Source organism: Nonomuraea sp. NPDC052265, assembly GCF_044547985.1.
GTDB lineage: Bacteria > Actinomycetota > Actinomycetes > Streptosporangiales > Streptosporangiaceae > Nonomuraea.
On record NZ_JBIUBJ010000046.1, the window covers coordinates 1 to 19,382 of the forward strand.

The window sequence follows — 19,382 nt, forward strand, 5'->3', positions numbered from 1 at the left end:
CGGCGCCGATGAGGGTGGCCGAGGCGGGGCCGGTCCAGTCGCCGTAGCCGAGCAGGTGCAGGCGCGGTTCGGCCAGGGCGCGGGTGCCGTCGGTGGAGATCACGCCGCCGGGGCCGCGCAGCCGTAGCGGGGCCAGGTGGGCCAGGGCGGGGCGGAAGCCGGTGCACCACACGATCGTGTCGTACGCCTCGGTGCTGCCGTCGGCCCACGCCACGCCGTCGGGGGTGATGCGGGAGAACATGGGCTCGGCCTTGAGCGCGCCCCGGTCGCGGGCCTCGCGGACGGGCGCGACGGCGACGATGTCGCCCAAGTCGCCGATGCTTTCGGCGTTCCGTCCGGCCAGGGTGGCCTGATGACGGCGGGTGGCCAGGTCGAACAGGGCGCGGCCGTCGATCTCGTCGGGCAGCAGCCGGGGCGGGCGCAGTGTCGCCCAGGTGGTCCGGGCGACCTGGGAGAGCTCGGCGAGGATCTGGGCGGCGGAGTTGCCGCCGCCCACGACCAGCACCCGGCGGCCGTGGAAGGGCTCGGGGCCGCGGTAGCCGGCGGTGTGCAGTTGCTCGCCGCAGAAGCCGCCGATGCCGGGGTAGTGCGGGACGTAGGGACGCCACCAGGTGCCCGTGGCGCTGACGACGATGCGGGCGTGCCAGGTGCCGATGCTGGTGTCCACGGCGAGGCGGTCACCGGCATCTCGCACGGCCCGCACGGTGGCGGGGCGGACGATCGGCAGCCGGTAACGCTGCTCGTAGTCGGTCAGATAGGCGACGACGTGGGCGGCGTCCGGATAGCCGCCGTCGGCGGGGATCGGCATCATCCGGCCGGGCAGGGAGCTGTACTGCGTCGGGGAGAACAGCCGCAGGGACGGCCAGGCATGCTGCCAGGCGCCACCAGGAGCGTCTTGGGCGTCCAGGATGACGAAGTCGACGCCTGTCCGCCGCAGGTAGTAGCCCGCCGCCAGCCCGGCCTGCCCGGCGCCGATGACCACGACATCGGCCAGGCGTGCCACTGAGGTCATACGGTGAGCAGTTCCACGTCCACCGGGCCGTTCTGCGCCCTGGCCGGGGCGGCGAGCGGTGCGAACAGCGCGCCCAGCCTGTTCACCGTCTCGGGGATGATCCGGTAGTAGACCCAGGTTCCCCGGCGTTCGCCGTCGATCAGCCCGGCGGTGCGCAGCACCTTCAGGTGGTGGGAGATCGTGGGGGCGGTCAGGTCGAAGGTGCCGGTCAGGTCGCACACGCACGCCTCGCCGCCGGCGTGGGAGCCGATCATCGACAGCAGGCGCAGCCGTACCGGGTCGGCCACGGCCTTGAGCAGCGTCGCCAGTTCAGCGGCGTCGGCCTCGCTGAGCGGCTCGCGAGCGATCGGCGCGCAGCACTGGATCGTCACGGCGGTCATCCACGGCTCCTTAATTCGACATTCGTCTAAATTATACGCGATGGTAGGCGACCAGGGACAAGGCGGCGGTGACGCAGACGGCGGCGACCGCGCTCATCACCCAGGTGTAGCCGACCGCCTGGGCCAGGGCGACCGCACCGAGCGGAGCCAGGGCCTTGTCGGCGACGGAGAAGATCGCGATGCGGCCCGACAAGGTGGCGTAGGCGGCGGTGCCGTACCGCTGCACGAGCAGGTGCGGCAGCGTGATGGAGCCGACGCCGAAGCCGAGCCCGAAGAGCAGGACGCAACCGATCGCGCCCGCGACGCTCGCTCCCAGGACCGGCAGGAGCAGCGCCGCGACGCCTTGCAGCGCATAGATCGCGGCGGCGATGAGAGCGGCGGGCAGACGGGTCTGCAGACCGGTGGTGACCAGCCGCCCGGTGACCGACAGGACGCCGAGCAGTCCGGCGAGCGTGGCGGCCAGGACCGGGCTGTGGCCGAGGTGGATGAGGTAGGTGACCAACACGACGGCGACGACGGCGACCGCGCCGCCGCTGGCGGTGAAGGCGATCACCAGCAGCCAGAACGGACGGCGGCGCACGGCGGCCCTGACCAGGTCGGCGCGTTCCCCGGCCGCCTCAGGTGTGCGGGCGTGGGCCGGGCGGCGGCGGATCGCCAGCGCGTGCAGCGGGATCGCCGCCAGGCCGTAGACGAGACCGAGGACCACGAGGGCCTGGCGCCAGCTGTAGGCGTCGACCAGCAGACCGGTGAGCGGGATGAAGATCGAGGAGGCGAACCCTGCGACGATGGTGAGGGCCAGGATGCCTCGCGCACGGCCTCGCGCGTCGGTGCCGTACCAGGCGATGATGACGGCGAACGCGGCCTCGTACAGCACCATCGAGCAGGCGATGCCGATGGCGGCGAAGACCAGGTAGAGCTGCCACAGCGCGGTGACCTGTGACCAGGCCAGCACCGCCCCTGCGCCGAGCAGCGAACCGAGCGTCATCAAGGCGCGCCCGCCGTGGGCATCCAGCCACCGCCCGGCGAGCGGGGCACAGACAGCGGTGATCAGCACGGACACCGTCAGCGCGGCGGCGACCTGGGTGTTGGTGGCGTGCAGGTCGTGGGCCATCGGGACGAGGAAGACGGAGAAGGCGTAGTAGAGCACGCCGTAGCCGATGGTCTGGGTGACGGCCAGCGCGGCGACGACCCGCCGGCCATGCCGGGAACGCGGCGGACCGCCGCCCTGCTGTTGGAGGGCGGCGGTCTCGGCGGGGGAACTCATGCTGGACAGGCGATCAGCGCTCGGCCCTCAGTCGTGGTCGCCCAGTCGCCCGCGAGGGTTTCGGCGATGAAGCCCTGGGCCTGCAGCCGCCAGGCGAGCGTTCCTGCCATCCGGGCGATCGCCGGGCCGTAGCCGGGGTTGGTGCTGGGGTTGCGGGCGGCGACCAGTTCGTCGGCCAGTCGGTGGGCGGGCATCGGCTCGTGGTCGCAGATGAGGCGCAGCGCTTCCTTCTGGGCGGCGGTGGGGTAGCCGTCGGACATCCGGGGTTTCCTTTCAGCCGCAGCAACTGCCGCCGGACTCGGCGGTGGCGCTCACGGTGGCGAGGGGAAGCGGGGTGGACAGCAGGCCGCCGCTGATGCCGGTGGCCAGGCCGACCCGCTGCTCCTGGGCCTCGACCAGGTCGGTGGAGCACACGCCGGTCTCGGGCAGGTCGAGCTGAACGTCCCGGGCCGCCTCCCAGTCCCCCGCCAGCGCCGCCACGACCGAACGGACCTGCTCGTACCCGGTAGCCATGAGGAAGGTCGGGGCGCGGCCGTAGCTCTTGACGCCGACCGCGTAGTAGCCGGGCTCGGGGTGGGCGAGTGCGTCCACGCCGTGGGCCGGGACGGTGCCGCAGGAGTGCTGGTTGGGGTCGATCAGCGGGGCCAGGGTGCGGGGGGAGCCGAGCACCGGGTCCAGGTCGAGCCGCAGTTCGGCGGCGATGGAGTGGTCGGGGCGGTAGCCGGTGGCCGACACGATCCGGTCCACGGTGACGGCCTGCTCGTGCCCGGAGGGGTCGCGGCTGACGACCTCGACGCCCTGGCCGGTGGCGTTGACGCGGTGGGTGAAGAAGCCGGTCATCAACTGGATGCGGCCGGATTCGACGTGGGCGCGCAGCCGGGTGCCGAGCGCGCCGCGGGCCGGCAGTGCGTCGGCGTCGCCGCCGCCGTAGGTGCGGGTGGCGTTGCCGGCTCGGATCGCCCAGGTGATCGGCGTGTTGTCCAGTTCGGCCAGGGCGAGCAGGGTGGTGGCGGCGGAGTGGCCGGCGCCGACGACCAGCACGCGCCTGCCCTCGTAGCGGTCGCGGTCTGCGCCGAGGACGTCGGGCAGGGCGTGGTCGACGGACATCTCGTGCTCGCCGTGGGCGGGCAGGCCGCTCGCGCCGAGCACGTTCGGGCTGGTGTAGGTGCCGGAGGCGTCGATGACCGCGCGGGCCTGCAGCTCGGTGCCGTCGTCGAGCCGGATCAGGAACGGGGCCTGCTCCCGGCCAGCGGTGCGGACCCGGTCGTAGCCGAGGCGGCTGATCGCGCTCACCCGCGCGCCGAGCCGTACCCGGTCGCCGAACAGCTTGGCGAGCGGGGCGAGGTAGTCGGCGATGAGTTCAGCGCCGGTCGGCAGCCAGTCGGAGTCAGGAACCGTCCAGCCGTCGGCCTCCAGCAGGCGACGGGCGGCGGCGTCGATGTTGTACCGGTACGGGCTGAACACCCGTACGTGTCCCCACTGCGCGATCGACGCGGCGATCTGCTCGCCGGCCTCCAGCACCAGGAAGTCGATGTCGCGTTCGGCCAGGTGGGCGGCGGCGGCCAGGCCGACCGGACCTGCGCCGATCACGGCGACAGGCAGGTCGCCCGTCTGCCCGAAGGTGGCCTGCTGAGGGGTGGCGAACTGCTCGATCTCGACGGCAACGGTGCCGCAGCAACTGTCACTCATGACGGCTCTCCAGATGGCGCGCGGGTCAGCGGAAGGACAAGGACGACAGGGCGGAGGTGCGGGCGCGCTCGATGGCGGCATCGGCGCGGCAGACGCGGTCGCACACCTCCGAGGTGGCCTCGTTGAAGGTGAATTCCGAGGCGTCGGCGGGGCGGCGCAGGTTGGTGAGCAGAGCGCGCATCGCGCACCTCCTGAATAGAACTTCATCTAAACAGCTCAGATTCTAAACCACTGCTTAGAAGATTGTCAAATCAGCAGAGCGCTCAGCCCCTGGCGTACGACCGCTTCCCCTTCGGTCAGCCGCAACCGCCGACAGAGGGACTCTCGCCGGGCGGGCAGCACGCAGCCAAGGCCGCCTGCAGGTCGGCCAGTGCCTGCCGCACCCCATCGGGGTTGGCCCGGTAGTAGACGGTCTTCCACTCGCGTCGTGAGGCGAGGACCCCGCCCTCGCGCAGTGTCGCCAGGTGCGTGGAGGTGGCCGACTGGGCCAACGACAGACGCTCGGCCACCTGGCCCACGGTCAGCTCGACCCCGCCCTCGAACAGGAACAGGATCTGCTGGCGGGTGTCGCTGGCCAGGGCCTTGAGGAAGCCTCGCGCCGCGTCGGTGAGCTGGATGCCGCTGCCTGCCGTCTGCATGGCACGACTCTACCGTATTGTCATTTCTGTATATGAGGATATGATCCGGCGGCATGGACACCATCGTCATCGGCGCCGGCCAGTCCGGCCTGGCAGCAGCCTGCGCACTGCGCGACGCCGGCCGCACCCCCGTCATCCTCGAAGCCGGCCACACGCCCACCGGCTCATGGAGCAGCTACTACGACAGCCTCACCCTGTTCTCACCCGCCCGCTACAGCGCCCTGCCCGGCCAGGACTTCCCCGGCGACGGCGACCACTACCCCACCCGTGACGAGGTCGTCGCCTACCTACAGCGCTACGCCGACAGCCTGGACGTCGAGATCCGCACCGGTACCCACGTCACCGCGGTGGCAGCCGACGGCTCGGGCGGCTTCCTCGTCCACACCGCCGCCGGGGACACCCTCCGCGCCATGGGCGTGATCGCCGCCAGCGGCTCCTTCGGCAACCCCTACATCCCTGCCCTTCCCGGCCAGGACGACTACACCGGACAAGCTCTGCACGTGGCCGACTACCGCAACCCCAAGCACTACGCCGGGCGGCGCGTCGTCGTGGTGGGGGCCGGCAACTCCGCCGTCCAGGTCGGCTACGAGCTCGCCGAGGTCGCCACGGTCACCTTGGCCACCCGCCAGCTGATTCAATTCATGCCGCAGTTCATCGGCGGCAAGGACGTGCACTACTGGCACACCACCACCGGCTTCGACTCCCTGCCGCCGCACTGGCTGGCCCGTATCGCCACCGGCACCCCCGTCCTGGACACCGGCGACTACGCTGCCTCCTTGGAGGCGGGCCGCTGGGACCGGCGGCCGATGTTCACCGCCTTCGACGGCCATGAGATCATCTGGGCCGACGGCGAGCGCGAGCATGTCGACACCGTCATCTACGCCACCGGCTACCTGCCCCACCTGGACTACCTGGCACCGCTCGGAGCGCTCGACGCCAACGGGCTGCCACTGCACGATAGCGGCATCTCCACCACACACCTGGGCCTCGGCTACGTCGGGCTGGAGTTCCAGCGCTCGTTCGCCTCCAACACCCTGCGCCGCGTCTACCAAGACGCCGAACACGTCACGGCTCCGCTGGCCGCCCACGCGAGTAAGTCACTGGCCGCCTACAGTCTGTGACGTGCAATTACGCGAGGTCGCCTGCGTAGCACTCCGTCAGGAGGTGCTCGGGTGAAAACGCACTGCCGTAGCCATATCGGCAATGATCACACGCGGGATGCCCGCGCTGTCGCAGGTGGGCCGCGGCCACATCGGGTTCAGCGCGTACTCGGCTCCAGCGACATGACCAGGACCTTGAGAGCGGGCCGCAGGTGCCATTGCCATAGTGACCGGCCGCCACTCCACATCTACACAGGCTGCCTCGCTCAGCCTCGCATAGGCCCAGCTTTCAAGGGCGCAGTGGCGAACCTCTCCCACTCGTACATCTGCTCGTCTCGATTAAGAATGATCAGGTCGGCGCTGCGTATCTCAGCCAAGGCGGGAGGTTCGTCCACCTGGTCCAATGCATTCTGTACCGGCCCTGCGGGACCGTCGGCGTTGCTGTACGCGATGGTCACATGAGCCTCGAACCCTTCTGCTGGCTCCGGAACCGTCGTCCACACATCTGCGATGGCCGAACGGATCGCATCGCGTACAGCGGAGGGCGGCCCCACAGGTGTTGCCTCCCAGCGAATGGCCTCTGGCGTGATGCGAGGTCGATCTAGCTTCAGCTCGAACGCCGGCAGCAACGCCAGGCGAGTCTGGGCAGCATCGACGATAGCCCGGACGTCGGCGTCGCTGACCTCGTCAACGAAGCCCACCCCTTGCATGGTCAGGTGCAGCCATTTATCGGGCACCAGATCCAGCCCGCTGACCTCGGCGAGCGCGTCTCGATACGTTTGCGCCAGCCGGTGCACTTCCGGAGAGTGTTCGAAGGTGAGATGCCAGGTATAGAAGCGACGACTGAGCCCCCAACCAGGTCGCCACCACCAGTGATCGGCCATCCGCTGCTGGTCGTTCATGTCATACCTCCACAAGATCCTTTTGCGTCGTGCCTACCCTTGCGGGAGCGCCAGTGTTCGCCGCGCAGCTTGCCTGCCCCACTCCTCGATCTCGCGCTGGATCAGAATCGCCGGCTCGCTGTCCGCCATCGACGAGTGCGCCAGATCTCTGGCCAACTCCCGGACGCGGCTCGCGACTGTCTCAAGGCGCTGATGGGGAGGCATGGCGAGCACCGCCCGCAGCGGCTCCAAAGCGCCATCAGGCTGCGCAAGCGCCAGATGTGCGGCTGCTTGCACGATGCGTACCTGGGCAACCGTCCCATATGCCTGGGGCGGTTGCTGGTGAACGAATGCCTGATCTGCTTCGTGCAGTGCTTGCTCAGCCGCGCCCACCCGCAAGAAGACCGCCGAGGCGTAGTTCGAGTACCGGAAATCCGAGCAGGAGAAGATGCCGCCAACTTCATCCACTCCGACCATGCCCTCGCGAGCTGCCGATGCCCGCTCCAATGCGGCCCGAGCCTCCGCTGCGGCCCCAAGGGCAGCCCAAGCATCTGCTTCCTGGCACGACAACAGCATCCCTACTGTGCCGTGGGATTGGTAGGTGACACCTCGACGCGCCAGGTTGACGGCTTCCCTTAGCCGACCATCCCAGAAAGCTATTTTGCTGCGGGTAGACAGCACCCACGCACGCAGATCGGAATGACCTGAGAGCTCCGCGCACAACCACGCGGTCCGCCCCTGGGTGTCTGCATCCTGCAACTGCCCCATGTCCGAGCTGATCCACGCGAGCAGCGAACACAGGTATCCCGCTGCGGCATACAGTTCGGCGCTCTGCCGTGGATGTTGGCGCCCTTCCAACAACCCGAACACCTGGTCGCGAAGCGTACGGGCGTCCTTGAACACTTCCAGCGGATCCCCACTGACGTAGCGTGCGGCAAGGACTCGGGTGTCGGCCTGAAGCTGTTCGAGAGCGATGTCGCCGATGTTTGTGGCTTCAGCCCACTGGGCCCAGGTAGCCGACTCGGTCGCGGTGGCCTGTACGAGCTCAACCCCTGTCTGCGCTTTCGACGTATCAGGAGAGAGATCAAGCTGCAGGGGCGACGATGGCAGCACTTCCAACGGCTGCTCTGCGTCCGGGTGCGCTGCGGAGCTGATGAGCTGCAGTTCTTCTTCTGGTATGGCACGGCGGTCGTCCAGGTCGAGGAGGTCACTGATCATGCACCCGTAGACCTCAGCGAGGAGGGCAAGGACTTGGAGAGTCGGCCGCCGACTGGACGGACCAGGCCACTTTTCCCACTTGCCGAGTAGGGATGCATCGGCAGCGATGACTGGACGCCGTCGATTAGCGGCGGCTGCGTTCAGCCGGTCCGCACACTGCTGGAGGCTCCAGCCGTGTGCATGACGCCAGGCTTCCCGAGGTCGGAACCGCCATCGTGCCCGCATCTCTGTCACGATCTGCGCGCTGGTGCAACCCGCTTGTGTCATCTCCGTCCGTAGCGCTTCACGAGCTGCACGCGCCCCCGGTTTCGGGTCAGCCATGGGATCCCCCTGCGGCGTAGTGCTGTCCAGTCAACAGTAACGGCGAACTACTCTTCGTGATCGCCCTGAAGTCGGCCCAGTGGTCCACGTCTCCCCTGTCAGAGCTCCAACGGCGCAGGTCAAAGCATGGACAGGGCGTCCAACGGTTTTGGACGCGGCGGCCCGTGACCCAGCGTCACAGTCGTTGACATCGTTGTTACACAGTTTGACGAGGCCTTGCTGGGAGGAGCAACACGCTCATCCGACCCGCCCAAGCCAAATTCGAGGCATTCCCATCATGACAACCGATTCCGCACCGCCTGGTGACACCTTCGACCCAACCACGGCTGTTCCTGCTCGCACCTACGCCGCACTGCGAGGGGCCAGCAAGGAGGCATTCGGCCCTGACCGGGAGGCTGTAGACAAGCTCAAGAAGGCGATCCACGACAAGGTGGACGAGGTGGCTCAGGAGAACGCGGCCGCGCTGGTCCGCGCGGTTCGTCACCTCGCCAGCGAGGGGCACCTGCAGTTCGCTGACTTGGGATGCGGCAAACCCGTACAGGGTGGTGACACCCTCGAACTCCCAGATCTGTACGAGGCCGGCGTCGCCGTCCGGCCCGAGATCCAATGGCTGGCTCTCGATTCTGACGAGTTGGTCGTGACGACCTGCCGGGCCCTACTGCGCGGGCCTGCGGTCCATGTAGTGCAGCAGGATCTCCGGCGGAGCGCCGCGGTGTTGGACGCCATGGGCACGCATCTGCGACTGGACAGGCCCGTAGTGGTGATCTTGGGGGCTGTGCTGCACTTCCTCGACGACGGGCACGCCAACGATCTTATGTTCGCTCTCCGAGCCCGCCTCGCCCCGGACAGCGTGCTCGTGTTGACGCACGTCACGGGGCACGGAATGGACCCGGCCCGGATCAAGAGCGGCCAGGTCGCCTACGAACAACTACACGGCGGCATCCCAATCTACGTCCGATCCCGAGACGAAATCGTCGATCTTGTACGTGACTTCCGCCTGCACAACACGGGAGTGCTTCCCACGATCGACTTTCTGCCCGACCCGACGGAGCGCACCCCGGAACGAGATGCGCCGCACTTCCTCATGCTGATGGCTAAACGGCCCGAAGCGTGACGGTCATGACGTGGCAGCCCCGCCCTCCCGGGAAACAGCGCATCCGAAAGCGCTGCCTGCCACTTCTGGCGCGGACGGCCCGGTGTCCACTCCCCGCCGTACCGCACCCTGGCGCGGGCCGCGCCATCTTGCCAGTGCGTGGCCGGCCCGCGCCTCTTCACTCAAAGACCACCCGCTATCCAACCCGGAGAAGCTCGTGACTTCACAGCATCGCCACCGATGCCCTGATGCACGAATCCAGCGCACTCATCGCTGGAGCCTGATCAAACGTGACGAGCCTGTCACGCCAATCGAAGCGATCCCCAAGTTGAGCGACACGAAAGCCCGCGCCCTGGCCGTGCAGTTGCAGGGGTCGCTGGGCGGCCGTTGGCAGGTGATGTGGGAGCCGTACCTTCGGGTCTTCACCGCATACCCGGCGTACGACCACAGGCTTAACACGCCGGTCAAGGCCGACAACCTCCGCGAGGTGTGGCGTCGCATCCTCGACGTCGATCAGGTGCTACTGGAGGAGATGGCCAAGGCTATCCCGGCGCACCCTCCGGCGGTCGTCCACGTACCACCCGGCTTCCTTCAGGAGGTGCTCGGGTGAAACAGCGAGACGTGGCCGCTCAGGCGCCTCCGCGCGCAGGCGGGCACTGCGCGGCCACGTCCGGCACCGTCTGGCATGCGAAGGAGAATTGCTCACCAGGCCGTGCACTGCGGCGCGGGCCAATCACCCACGATCACACCCCGGGTGCGCGTGCCGTCCCACTCGCCGCCCACATGCAGGCACGCCCCTCGTGGGCGGCGAGACACAACATCCTCATGGGCGCACCGCGCCCAACCTGGACAAAGGTCGGATCCGATGGATGGAATTGTGCTCGCCTATCTCCGACTCGACGCGGCGCGACACTCTCGCGCGTCTGTCGAGCCCGCACGCGCTCCCTTTATTGCTCGGCCCGCCCCGGTGAACGGTCACAGCGGGGAGAGCGCAGACGACGACACGGTCCGACGGCCGAGCACGACGACGGCCGAGTAGCCGCCGTGTCCCCGCCCTGGAGTCGGGAGGGCCCGATGGATCTGATCTTGCTCGTGTACGGGAACCCCTGGACGCCCGAACTGCCACCCGACGCCTCGCTCCGCACCGGGCTCGCGCGGTTTCTCATTGGCGCATGTCTGACACTCCGGTTGGTGTTCAGCGGCGCAAGGACCAGCGGGGATGCCATACACGTGCAGTTGCTCGCGCAGGCCGTCTTACGCGCTTCGAGCCTCCAGCCGGGCCCTCGGTGCCCATGCCCGGCCGAAAGGTACTGGAGGACGCCCTTGCCCGCGAGGCAGGGCGGCTCCCAGCCCCCCGCGTGTCCCGTAGACACCACTGGCCGGCGCCGCCAGCGTGAACCCGCGCCACACCAAGCCCCTCCGCAGGTAAACCGTCCACAGAACACACAACAAGGAGACCATTCGTGACCGACGAGACCGCTGACCAGGCCGGTGTGCTGAGGGACAAGCTCGCGGACGAACTCGCCGCGGCGGGATACATCACGTCGGCGGAGGTCGACCGCGCCTTCCGCACGGTGCCTCGGCACGCCTTCGTGCCCGCCGGCACCCCGCTGGAAGTCACCTACAGGCTCGACGAGGCCGTGGTGACCAAGCGGGATGAGAACGGCATCGCCATCTCCTCCATCAGTGCCGCGTTCGTCCAGACCGCGATGCTGGAGCAGGCCGAGCTGAAGTCGGGCATGATCGTGCTGGAGATCGGCGCCGGGGGCCCTAACGCGGCGATGGCCGCCGAGATCGTCGGGCCGGAGGGCCACGTCGTCTCCGCGGACATCGACCCGGAGGTGACCAACCGGGCCAAGCCGAGCCTGGAGGCCACCGGGTACGGCGACCGGGTCACCGTGCTCACGGCCGACGCTGGACACGAGATCCCCGGCTACGACAAGTTCAACGCGACCATCGTGACGGTCGGCGCGTGGGACTTGGCCCCAGCATGGCGGAACCAGTTGGCCGAGGGCGGCACGCTGGTGGTGCCGCTGCGGATGAACGGCGTCAGCCGCTCCATCGCCTTCCGCCGCGTCAACGACCACCTCGTCAGCACGTCCTCGGTGGTGTGCGGGTTCGTCGCCATGCAGGGCGTCGGCGAGCACATCGACCGCGAGTTCCGGCTGCCCGACCCCAACGGCCACATCGTCACGCTCCGGTTCGACGACGGGGCACCCGACAACCCCGCCCTACTGGACGGCGTCCTGGCCTCCGAGCGCAGTGAGGCGTGGTCCGGCGTCACCGTCGGCGGCAGCGAATCGTTCGCCGACCTGCACCTGTGGTTCGCGAGCTACCTGCCCGGCTTCTGCAAGCTGGCCGTCGAGGAGGGGACCGAGCTGGCGCAGGAGCGCAAGACGTGGTTCCCGTTCGCTGGCGTGCGCGGCGACTCCTTCGCCTACCTGTCGGTGCGTCCCGCCCCGGGCGGGTCGGGCGTGGAGTTCGGGGCCCGCGCCTACGGGGCCCACGGGCAGGAGGCCGCGGCCGCGATGGTCGAGCAGATCCAGGCATGGGACGAGCGGGCCCGCAACCGAGCCGAGCCCACGTTCGCCTACTGGCCGACCGGTACCACCCCGGTCATCTCTGAGGGGACCGCGACCTTCACCAAGACCCACGGTCTTGTCACGATCTCCTGGCCTGCCTGAGCAGCCGCTCAAGCGGGACAGGATGCCCCACGCCCAATCCCATGTGAGGAGTGTGACCCTGATGGCTCCACCGCTGGCACTCGCCGCTGACGTCCTGCCTTCGGCTGACGTCGCGGCCGATGAGGAGTTCGAGCTCGATATGCGCGTCATCGAGGCCGCCACGCCGCTGGTGACCATGATGTGCGCCACCGACGACGGGTGCGGTGTCTCGTGCGCCACGAGCGCCTGCAGCACGGCCGCCAACAACCCTTCCTGACCCACTCTCTGCCGTGCGGTGCCCACGACCCGCGTGGGCACCGCACGGTGCCGGTCCCGATCCGGGCGAGGAATCACCATGAGCGTCCCCCCGCGCTACCGCCATACCGGCCTGGTCATGGTGCGAGGAAGCACCGACCCGGGCGACCTTGAACTACCGGCCTGCCTCGACCTCCATGACCCCGCCGTCGTCCTCCAGGACGGCCGGGCCTGGCTGGCGAAGACATGGGCACGCAGCGACGTGCGCGAGGCCCTGCAGACGGCCAGCCCAGACCTGGCTGCCCGCGTCGACGTCCTGCTCGGTTCTGCCACAGCCTCGGCGTCCAATGTGCGCCGCGCCACCGCATCGTTCCTGCTGCGCTGGCGCGGCCGACCGACCCCCTTCGGACTGTTCGCCGGGATCGCCACGGCCGGAATCGGGCCCGCAGCGGCCGCCATCGGTACCCGGCATCAGGCGTTCGCACGGGTGGACGCCGACTGGATCACCGGCCTGATCGACCAGATAGAACAGCATCCGGGCCTGCGCCCGCGCCTGACCGTCGTGGCCAACAACCTCGGGATCGTCCGCGACGACCGGTTCATCGTGGCCTCCCTGGCGGAAGGCGAGGCCCGCGCAGCGCGCCCCGTGCGTGAAATCTCCGTACGTCTGACCCGGCCCGTCCGGTCTGCGCTGGAGACGGCCTCGGCCCCAGTCCCGTTCAGCCGGCTCGTCGACGACCTGGTCAGGCGGTTCCCTCGCGCGTCGGAGGCATCGATCGTTGACCTGCTGAGCACACTGATCGGCCAGCGCATCCTGATCACGAACCTACGGCCGCCGCTGACCATCGCCGATCCGCTGCCGTACCTGATCGAGGTGTTGCACAACGTAGGCGAGGACCTGGCCGACGTCGCGGCGCTGCTACTCGACCTGGAAGACATCCGTGACCTGCTGGCCCGGCACAACAGCACGGCCGACGCGGCACAGACTGCGGCAATCCGCGCCACCACGACCAGGCGGATGGCGGCGCTCGCCCCACAGGCGCGGCTGACCGTAGACGTCGGCCTGGACGCGTGGATCTCCGTCCCCGAGGCGGTACTGGAGGAGGCGGCGCACGCGGCCACCGTCCTGCTGCGGATAGCCAGCGAGCCGTTCGGCCGGACGAGCTGGATGGACTACCGCGCCCGATTCCTGGCCCGGTACGGCCCCGGCGCGCTGGTCCCGGTCAACGATCTGGTGGCCGACTCCGGTCTCGGCTTTCCCGGCGGCTACTTCGGTGCGGCCCGCGCCCGGCCGACCTGGCGCACGCTCACCGATCGAGATGCCTACCTCCTGACACTCATCCAGAACGCGATCCACGCCGGGACAGACGAGATCACGCTCACCGACGCCGACATCACCGCCTTGACCGTGGGCGACCCCGCCACCGGCAGGCTGCCCGAACGCCTCGAACTCGGCGTCGAGCTGCACGCCGCCTCCACCGAGGCCATCAACCGCGGCGAGTTCGCACTGCGCGTCGTGGCCACGCCGTCCGCCCACGCCAGCATGGCCGGACGGTTCGCCCCGCTGCTGGACGACGACGACCGCGCCCGGCTGGCCGCCTCCTACCGGACCAGCCGCCGGGAGCCGAACGAGGACGCTGCGGTGGCTGTGCAGCTCTCCTTCCCGCCCCGCAGCCCCCGCAACGAGAACGTCGTCCGAGTCCCGCAACTCCTGCCCGCCGTGTTGCACCTGGGCGGGCATCCCGCGAGCAGCGGAATCGACCTCGGCGACCTGGCGGTGACCGCCGACTCCGTCCACATGCACCTGGTGCAGCGCTCCACCGGCCGGCGCGTCATAGCCCACATCCCGCACGCCCTGGACACCGTCTGGCAGACGCCGCCGCTGGTACGTTTCCTCGCCGAGATCACCGACGCCCGAAGCGCCGTCTTCAAACCGCTCAACCCCGGCGCCGCCCGCCTCCTCACCTATCTACCGCGCATCCGGTACCGGCGCACCGTCCTGGCCGCCGCCCGCTGGCTCCTGGCCACCGACGACGTCCACGGCCGCGGGCGGGAGTGGGACGCGGCGTTGCAGGCGTGGCAGCAGCGGTGGCGCACGCCCGCGCACGTCTTGCTCTGCCACGCCGACTTCCGGCTCCCGCTCGACCTCGACCAGCCGGTGCACCGAGCTGTGCTCCGCAGACACCTGAAGCGGGCCGGACGGGTCGTGCTGCAGGAGGGCCACCCGCCGCGCGGGTTGGAGTGGCTGGGCCGCCCGGCCGAGCTGCTGATCCCGATGACCACCATCGACCCGCCGCCACATCCTCTCCCCGTGACCGTGCCGCCGGGCCGCACGTTCCACCCCGGAGCCTCACCTGTGGTGTGCGCGCATCTGACCGGGCCCCCTGCGCGGTTCGACGACATCCTCGTCCGGCACCTGCCCGCCTTCGCCGACGACGTCGCCGACCTGATCGTCTGCTGGTGGGTGCGCCGTCACCGCGACATGATCCAGCTCGACGCCGACCAACATCTCGCCGTGTTCCTACGCCTGACTGACCTCGACCAGTACGGGCCGGTCGCGGCTCGTCTGGCCGCCTTCGCCGCCCACCTGGAAACGCTCGGCCTGCCCGCGCACCTGACCCTTGCCCCCTACCACGAGCAGCCCGGACGGTACGGCGACGGCGACGCCCGCACGGCGGCCGAGCACGTGTTCGCCGCCGACACCCGAGCAGCCATCGCCCAGATCGACATGGCCGCCACCAGCGGGCTATCTGGTCAGGCGTTGGCCGCCGCGTCGATGACACACCTGGCCGCCGCGTTCGCGCCCGACCCCACTGCCGGGTACCGGGCGCTCGTCATGCGCCTGGAACAGCAGACGGGCCCGCTTGACCGGACGCTACGCGACCACGCCCTCCACTGGGCCAACCCCGCCGGCGACTATCGGGCCGTACGCGCAGTGCCAGGAGGTGAGGAGGTCGCCGCCGCGTGGCGAGTCCGCGATGCCGCACTGACCGCCTACCACCACGCGCTCGCCCTCCAGCGCGACCCGGCCACGGTGCTGCGAACACTGCTGCACGATCACCACGTGAGGGCCCTCGGCGTCGATCCCGAGTTCGAGAAGGTCACCGACCGGCTCGCCCGCGCCGCCGCGCTACGCCACCTCGCCTTGGCCGGTGCCCGATGAACGGCCGTACCGCCCCCGAGGTCGGGGAGCTCACCGAGCGGGACGTGGACCGGCAATCGCTGGCCAAGGGGTCGGCCGCGACCGCGCTCTTGCACATTGAGCGAGCCCTGACTGGCGCTGGAGACTGGGCTACCGCTCACGCCCACATCAGGCAGGTCACCTCCGGACCGATCGACAGCGCACCGCACGCGGGGCTCTACTACGGGGCGCCCGCCATCGCGTTCATCCTGCACGCTGCCGCCACGAGCCGCGATCCCCGCTATCAGGTGGCGGCCCGTGGCCTGGACAAGCACGTCGCGCGGCTGGTGCAGCGCCGCCTGGCCACCGCGGCGGAACGGACCAGGAGGCGCATGCCAGCATCGTTCGCCGAATTCGACGTGTTCCGCGGGCTGACCGGCCTCGGCGCGTTACTGCTCCTGCGAGCCCCCAACAGCGACCTGCTCGGCGGCGTGCTCGACTACATGATCCGGTTGTCCAAGCCGCGCCGTCTGGACGGGGTCGAGCTGCCGGGCTGGTGGGTCGATCACGACCCTGACCCGCTGTCGCCCACCCCGGGTGGACACGTCAACCTCGGTCTGGCGCACGGCGTGGCCGGGCCGCTCGCGCTGCTGTCCCTGGCCGCGCTGCGCGGCTGCAGGGTGCCAGGCCAGATCGACGCCATTCACAGGGTGTCCGGCTGGTTCGATCAGTGGCGGCGCTCCTCGCCCGAAGGGCTGTGGTGGCCGCAGTGGCTCACCCGCGACGAACTGGGCACCGGCCATACTGCCCAGCAAGGCCCTGGGCGGCCGTCGTGGTGCTACGGCACGCCCGGCATCGCCCGCGCGCTGCAACTGGCCGCTCTCGCCACCCGCGACCCCGCCCGGCGCGGCATCGCGGAGAAGGCCATGGCCGAATGCCTGACCGACCAGCAACTCCACAAGATCACCGATCCGGGACTGTGCCACGGAATCGCCGGGGTGTACCAGACCGCCTTCCGGGCCGCCGCCGACGCCGCCAACCCCGCGATTGGCCACCGACTCCCCGTCCTCGCGGCCGCGCTCGCCCGGCACGCTCACGACCAGAACGACGCCGTGGGGCTGCCGGACGGGCCCGCCGGGGTCGGGCTGGCCTTGCAAACCGCACGTCACTCCGCACCGCCACGCTCGGGATGGGACGCATGCCTCCTCATCGCCACCACACCATGACCGCCGCGCCGTCGCAGCTCGCCGGGGGTGTTCTCGCCTTCCTCGCAGGCGCAGACCTCGCCGCCGTCGCCGACGACCTCGACGTGGATATGGCCGACCTCGACGAGGCCGCCACGGTTTACCAGGCCGCCGGACTCGCGGCCCTGGAACGGCAGGCCGAAGCACGCTGGTATCAGCTACGCGTCCAGTTCGTCGACCTGGATGCCGCCGAGAAGATCGGCGCACACCAGCTCGGGCCGCGCCTAGAGCAGCTCCAAGCGTGCGGCGCAATCGACGGATGGTGGTTCCTGCGCAAGCCGCCGGGCTGGAGGCTGCGCCTGCGCGACGCCGACACCGTGGCCGTTGACCGGCTGCTTGACGACCTGACCGAAGCCGGGACTCTCACCCGCTGGTGGCCGACCATCTACGAGCCGGAGACCGCCGCCTTCGGCGGCCCGGCCGGGGAACAGGCGGCACACGAGCTGTTTTGCGCCGACAGCCTCGGCGTCCTGCACTACGCCCGCCAGGGCCGTCCCGACCTCGGTCGCCGCGAACTGTCCGTCGTGCTCATCAACGCCCTGCTCCAGGCTGCTGGCCTGGACTGGTTCGAGCGCGGCGACGTGTTCGCCCGGGTGGCCCAGCTACGACCAGCGCCCGCCCCGGGCGACAGCGGTCGCGTGGAGGCGCTGACCGCCAACATGCGCACACTGCTGGCCATCCCCGCCCAACCCGGCACCCCGCCTTTCGCGCCGGGCGGGCTCGCCGGCTTCGCCACACCGTGGCTCACCGCCTGGCAGAGCGCCGGCAACCAACTCGGCCGCGCCGCAGCCGAAGGCCGCCTCACCCGCGGGCTGCGCGCCCTCCTGACCCACGTGGTGATCTTCCACTGGAACCGGCTCGGCCTGTCGGCCACCACCCAAGGCATCCTCGCCCACGCGGCCACAGCCGCCTTCCTGCCCGAAAGCTGACCATGGACCTCGTCACGCAGCGCGCGGCCGTCCGCCGCTTCCCGCTCGTCGGCCGCGGCCGACCCGCATGCCCCTCGCTCCCGGAGCGAGTCCGGGAGATCGCCGACATCGCCGAAGCCGCCGCCCGCACCGGCACCGACGTGCTGCACGAGGCGGCGCACGCGCTGAACAAGGCCGCGCTGCTGGCCAGTGACTGCGGCCTGCCGGACCTGGCCCGGAACCTGTGCTGGCAGCACATCAACGTCTACCGACAAGCTGGGCACCCGCTGTCCATACGCCAGGCCGGATACATGCTCGAACCCGTCCTCAACCTCGCCAGGCTCCAACTCCGCGCCGATGACGGTCAACACGCCCTACGGCTACTGGACTCGATGTACCAGGCGGTCATGAACCGCGCCGATCTCGTGATCGAGAACCGCACGCTACCGCTGGCCAACCTCACCGGCAGCCCACGCGAGCGCCAGAAGTTACGCGAATGGGTCTGGCAGCAGTACATCGCTGACGGCATCCGCGCCCTGGTGCTCGCCGACCGGTGGCCCGAGGCAGTCACGCACGCCACGGCACACCGAGGCATCGGTCTGCATCTCATGGACGGACGGCAGACCGAGATCATCGCTCACTGTCTGCGCGGCGCCCCGCAAACAGCGCGCTCCCTCTTGGAAGCGAGCACGATCACCGAGCCGTGGGAGCAGCAGGTCGCCGCCTGCTTGCGCGTGATGTGCACCGAGCCGAGCAGCACGGCGCCCGACCAGGATGTGACATCGATGGTCGTGCAGTTCCTCGCGGACAAGCCGAAGCCCGGTTACGCGGTCTTCCGCGCCAGGCTCGGCCTAACTGTCGCCACCTTGGCCGCCGACGTCGACCCTGGCATGGCCAGCCTCGTACATGACCATGCGGCCACCGAGGTGCTCACCTCCGGCGATGGATACGCTGCCAGGGACATCCTCACGAACCGCCACCCCCTGGAGGGCGTGTCAGGCGGACGCCGCCAAGCGCTGGCCCGTCTAGTGGAGTCCGCCGGTCTGGGCAGCAAGAGGCTCCCTGCGCCGCTGCTGGATTCGTTCACCTGCTCGGCGAAGGCGGCGAGCGAGGCGTTGACGGCGACAATGTGACTAACCAAAGGCCGGGGAAACGCAGGGAGGTTCCACCGCTCAGGGCCAGTGCTGATGCAGCGGGCGGGCACCGGCGGCTCGACTTCGGGGTTTCTCCCAGTGCCCCGCGTTCCACTAACTCGGGGCGCGACGGACGCGCAGCCGCTACGTGTCGAGCGACAGCGCGCGGACGGCCCGGCTAATGCAGCGATGGGGCCGCCGGAGCCGTGCGGTGCCCGTTGTTAGGCTGCTGGCCCCGGCTGGTCGGTGCAGCAGCAGGGGCACGTCATCTGCGTCACCTCGCCCGGGACGCGCCAGCGGTTGCGGCAGATCCATCCCCGACGACAGCTCACCAGCGTGTCGTTGACCAGCAACTCGCCAATCTCTAAGAGCCTGCTGACAAAGGGATTTGGTATTGGGGGCTCGAGTCAGAAGAGTGCCGTGCTGTGGTCAGGATTGGGCTGTTGCCCCGTAAACAGGAGC

General features: G+C 69.7%; 18 protein-coding genes. 9 read left to right on the plus strand and 9 right to left on the minus strand.

Translation table 11 applies throughout. The annotated features are described in order from the left end of the window. From ACIHAD_RS48020 to ACIHAD_RS48050, 7 genes are all read right to left on the minus strand, one after another. Nucleotides 1–1,012: ArsO family NAD(P)H-dependent flavin-containing monooxygenase (locus ACIHAD_RS48020; protein ID WP_397361583.1), on the minus strand; the 1,012-nt coding region annotated here is incomplete at its 3' end. Next, entirely contained in the window at nt 1,009–1,392 is a 384-nt protein-coding gene (locus ACIHAD_RS48025) for a metalloregulator ArsR/SmtB family transcription factor (protein WP_397361584.1), read from the minus strand. The genes ACIHAD_RS48020 and ACIHAD_RS48025, both read right to left, overlap by 4 nt. 31 nt (nt 1,393–1,423) lie before the next feature. Then, complete coding sequence (locus ACIHAD_RS48030; protein WP_397361585.1) at nt 1,424–2,656, minus strand: MFS transporter; 1,233 nt, start codon at nt 2,654–2,656, stop codon at nt 1,424–1,426. Further along, a complete protein-coding gene (locus ACIHAD_RS48035) occupies nt 2,653–2,916 on the minus strand; it encodes a hypothetical protein (RefSeq protein WP_397361586.1) in 264 nt (87 codons plus the stop codon). The genes ACIHAD_RS48030 and ACIHAD_RS48035 overlap by 4 nt, the downstream gene beginning before the upstream one ends. A 13-nt stretch (nt 2,917–2,929) precedes the next feature. Beyond that, nucleotides 2,930–4,345: an FAD-dependent oxidoreductase gene (locus tag ACIHAD_RS48040; RefSeq protein ID WP_397361587.1), complete on the minus strand. Its 1,416-nt coding sequence runs from the start codon at nt 4,343–4,345 to the stop codon at nt 2,930–2,932. A 25-nt stretch (nt 4,346–4,370) separates the two neighbouring features. Beyond that, nucleotides 4,371–4,526 (minus strand): hypothetical protein, encoded by a 156-nt coding sequence (locus ACIHAD_RS48045; RefSeq protein WP_189653956.1) that lies wholly within the window; start codon nt 4,524–4,526, stop codon nt 4,371–4,373. 115 nt (nt 4,527–4,641) lie between these two features. Beyond that, nucleotides 4,642–4,983 (minus strand): ArsR/SmtB family transcription factor, encoded by a 342-nt coding sequence (locus ACIHAD_RS48050; protein WP_397361588.1) that lies wholly within the window; start codon nt 4,981–4,983, stop codon nt 4,642–4,644. Nucleotides 4,984–5,036: 53 nt separating this feature from the next. On the opposite strand from ACIHAD_RS48050, the gene ACIHAD_RS48055 reads away from it, so the two are divergent. Beyond that, nucleotides 5,037–6,104, plus strand: coding sequence for a flavin-containing monooxygenase (locus ACIHAD_RS48055; protein ID WP_397361589.1), 1,068 nt, complete (start codon nt 5,037–5,039; stop codon nt 6,102–6,104). A 245-nt stretch (nt 6,105–6,349) separates the two neighbouring features. Here ACIHAD_RS48055 and ACIHAD_RS48060 read toward each other — a convergent pair whose 3' ends face one another. Then, nucleotides 6,350–6,985 (minus strand): 2'-5' RNA ligase family protein, encoded by a 636-nt coding sequence (locus ACIHAD_RS48060; protein ID WP_397361591.1) that lies wholly within the window; start codon nt 6,983–6,985, stop codon nt 6,350–6,352. Between the two features lie 33 nt (nt 6,986–7,018). Next, a complete protein-coding gene (locus ACIHAD_RS48065) occupies nt 7,019–8,182 on the minus strand; it encodes a hypothetical protein (protein WP_397361592.1) in 1,164 nt (387 codons plus the stop codon). A gap of 598 nt (nt 8,183–8,780) precedes the next feature. Here ACIHAD_RS48065 and ACIHAD_RS48070 point away from each other — a divergent pair. The 8 genes from ACIHAD_RS48070 to ACIHAD_RS48105 all read left to right on the plus strand — a co-directional run bounded on the left by ACIHAD_RS48070 (nt 8,781) and on the right by ACIHAD_RS48105 (nt 18,920). Next, nucleotides 8,781–9,617: an SAM-dependent methyltransferase gene (locus tag ACIHAD_RS48070; RefSeq protein WP_397361593.1), complete on the plus strand. Its 837-nt coding sequence runs from the start codon at nt 8,781–8,783 to the stop codon at nt 9,615–9,617. Nucleotides 9,618–9,924: 307 nt separating this feature from the next. Beyond that, complete coding sequence (locus tag ACIHAD_RS48075; RefSeq protein ID WP_397361594.1) at nt 9,925–10,206, plus strand: hypothetical protein; 282 nt, start codon at nt 9,925–9,927, stop codon at nt 10,204–10,206. Between the two features lie 853 nt (nt 10,207–11,059). Continuing rightward, complete coding sequence (gene fxlM / locus ACIHAD_RS48080; protein ID WP_397361595.1) at nt 11,060–12,280, plus strand: methyltransferase, FxLD system; 1,221 nt, start codon at nt 11,060–11,062, stop codon at nt 12,278–12,280. A 61-nt stretch (nt 12,281–12,341) separates the two neighbouring features. Next, nucleotides 12,342–12,536 (plus strand): FxLD family lanthipeptide, encoded by a 195-nt coding sequence (locus ACIHAD_RS48085; protein WP_397361596.1) that lies wholly within the window; start codon nt 12,342–12,344, stop codon nt 12,534–12,536. A gap of 78 nt (nt 12,537–12,614) precedes the next feature. Beyond that, the gene (locus ACIHAD_RS48090; protein WP_397361597.1) at nt 12,615–15,677 is read left to right on the plus strand and encodes a lantibiotic dehydratase; all 3,063 of its coding nucleotides are present in this window, start codon (nt 12,615–12,617) and stop codon (nt 15,675–15,677) included. Continuing rightward, nucleotides 15,674–16,861 carry a lanthionine synthetase C family protein gene (locus tag ACIHAD_RS48095; protein WP_397361598.1) on the plus strand — a complete coding sequence of 396 codons (1,188 nt, stop codon included), beginning with the start codon at nt 15,674–15,676 and terminating at the stop codon, nt 16,859–16,861. The genes ACIHAD_RS48090 and ACIHAD_RS48095 overlap by 4 nt, the downstream gene beginning before the upstream one ends. Continuing rightward, nucleotides 16,834–17,808, plus strand: coding sequence for a thiopeptide-type bacteriocin biosynthesis protein (locus ACIHAD_RS48100; protein ID WP_397361599.1), 975 nt, complete (start codon nt 16,834–16,836; stop codon nt 17,806–17,808). Before ACIHAD_RS48095 ends, ACIHAD_RS48100 begins: the two co-directional genes overlap by 28 nt. Nucleotides 17,809–17,810: 2 nt before the next feature. Then, complete coding sequence (locus ACIHAD_RS48105; protein WP_397361600.1) at nt 17,811–18,920, plus strand: hypothetical protein; 1,110 nt, start codon at nt 17,811–17,813, stop codon at nt 18,918–18,920. The last annotated feature ends 462 nt before the right edge of the window (nt 18,921–19,382 follow it).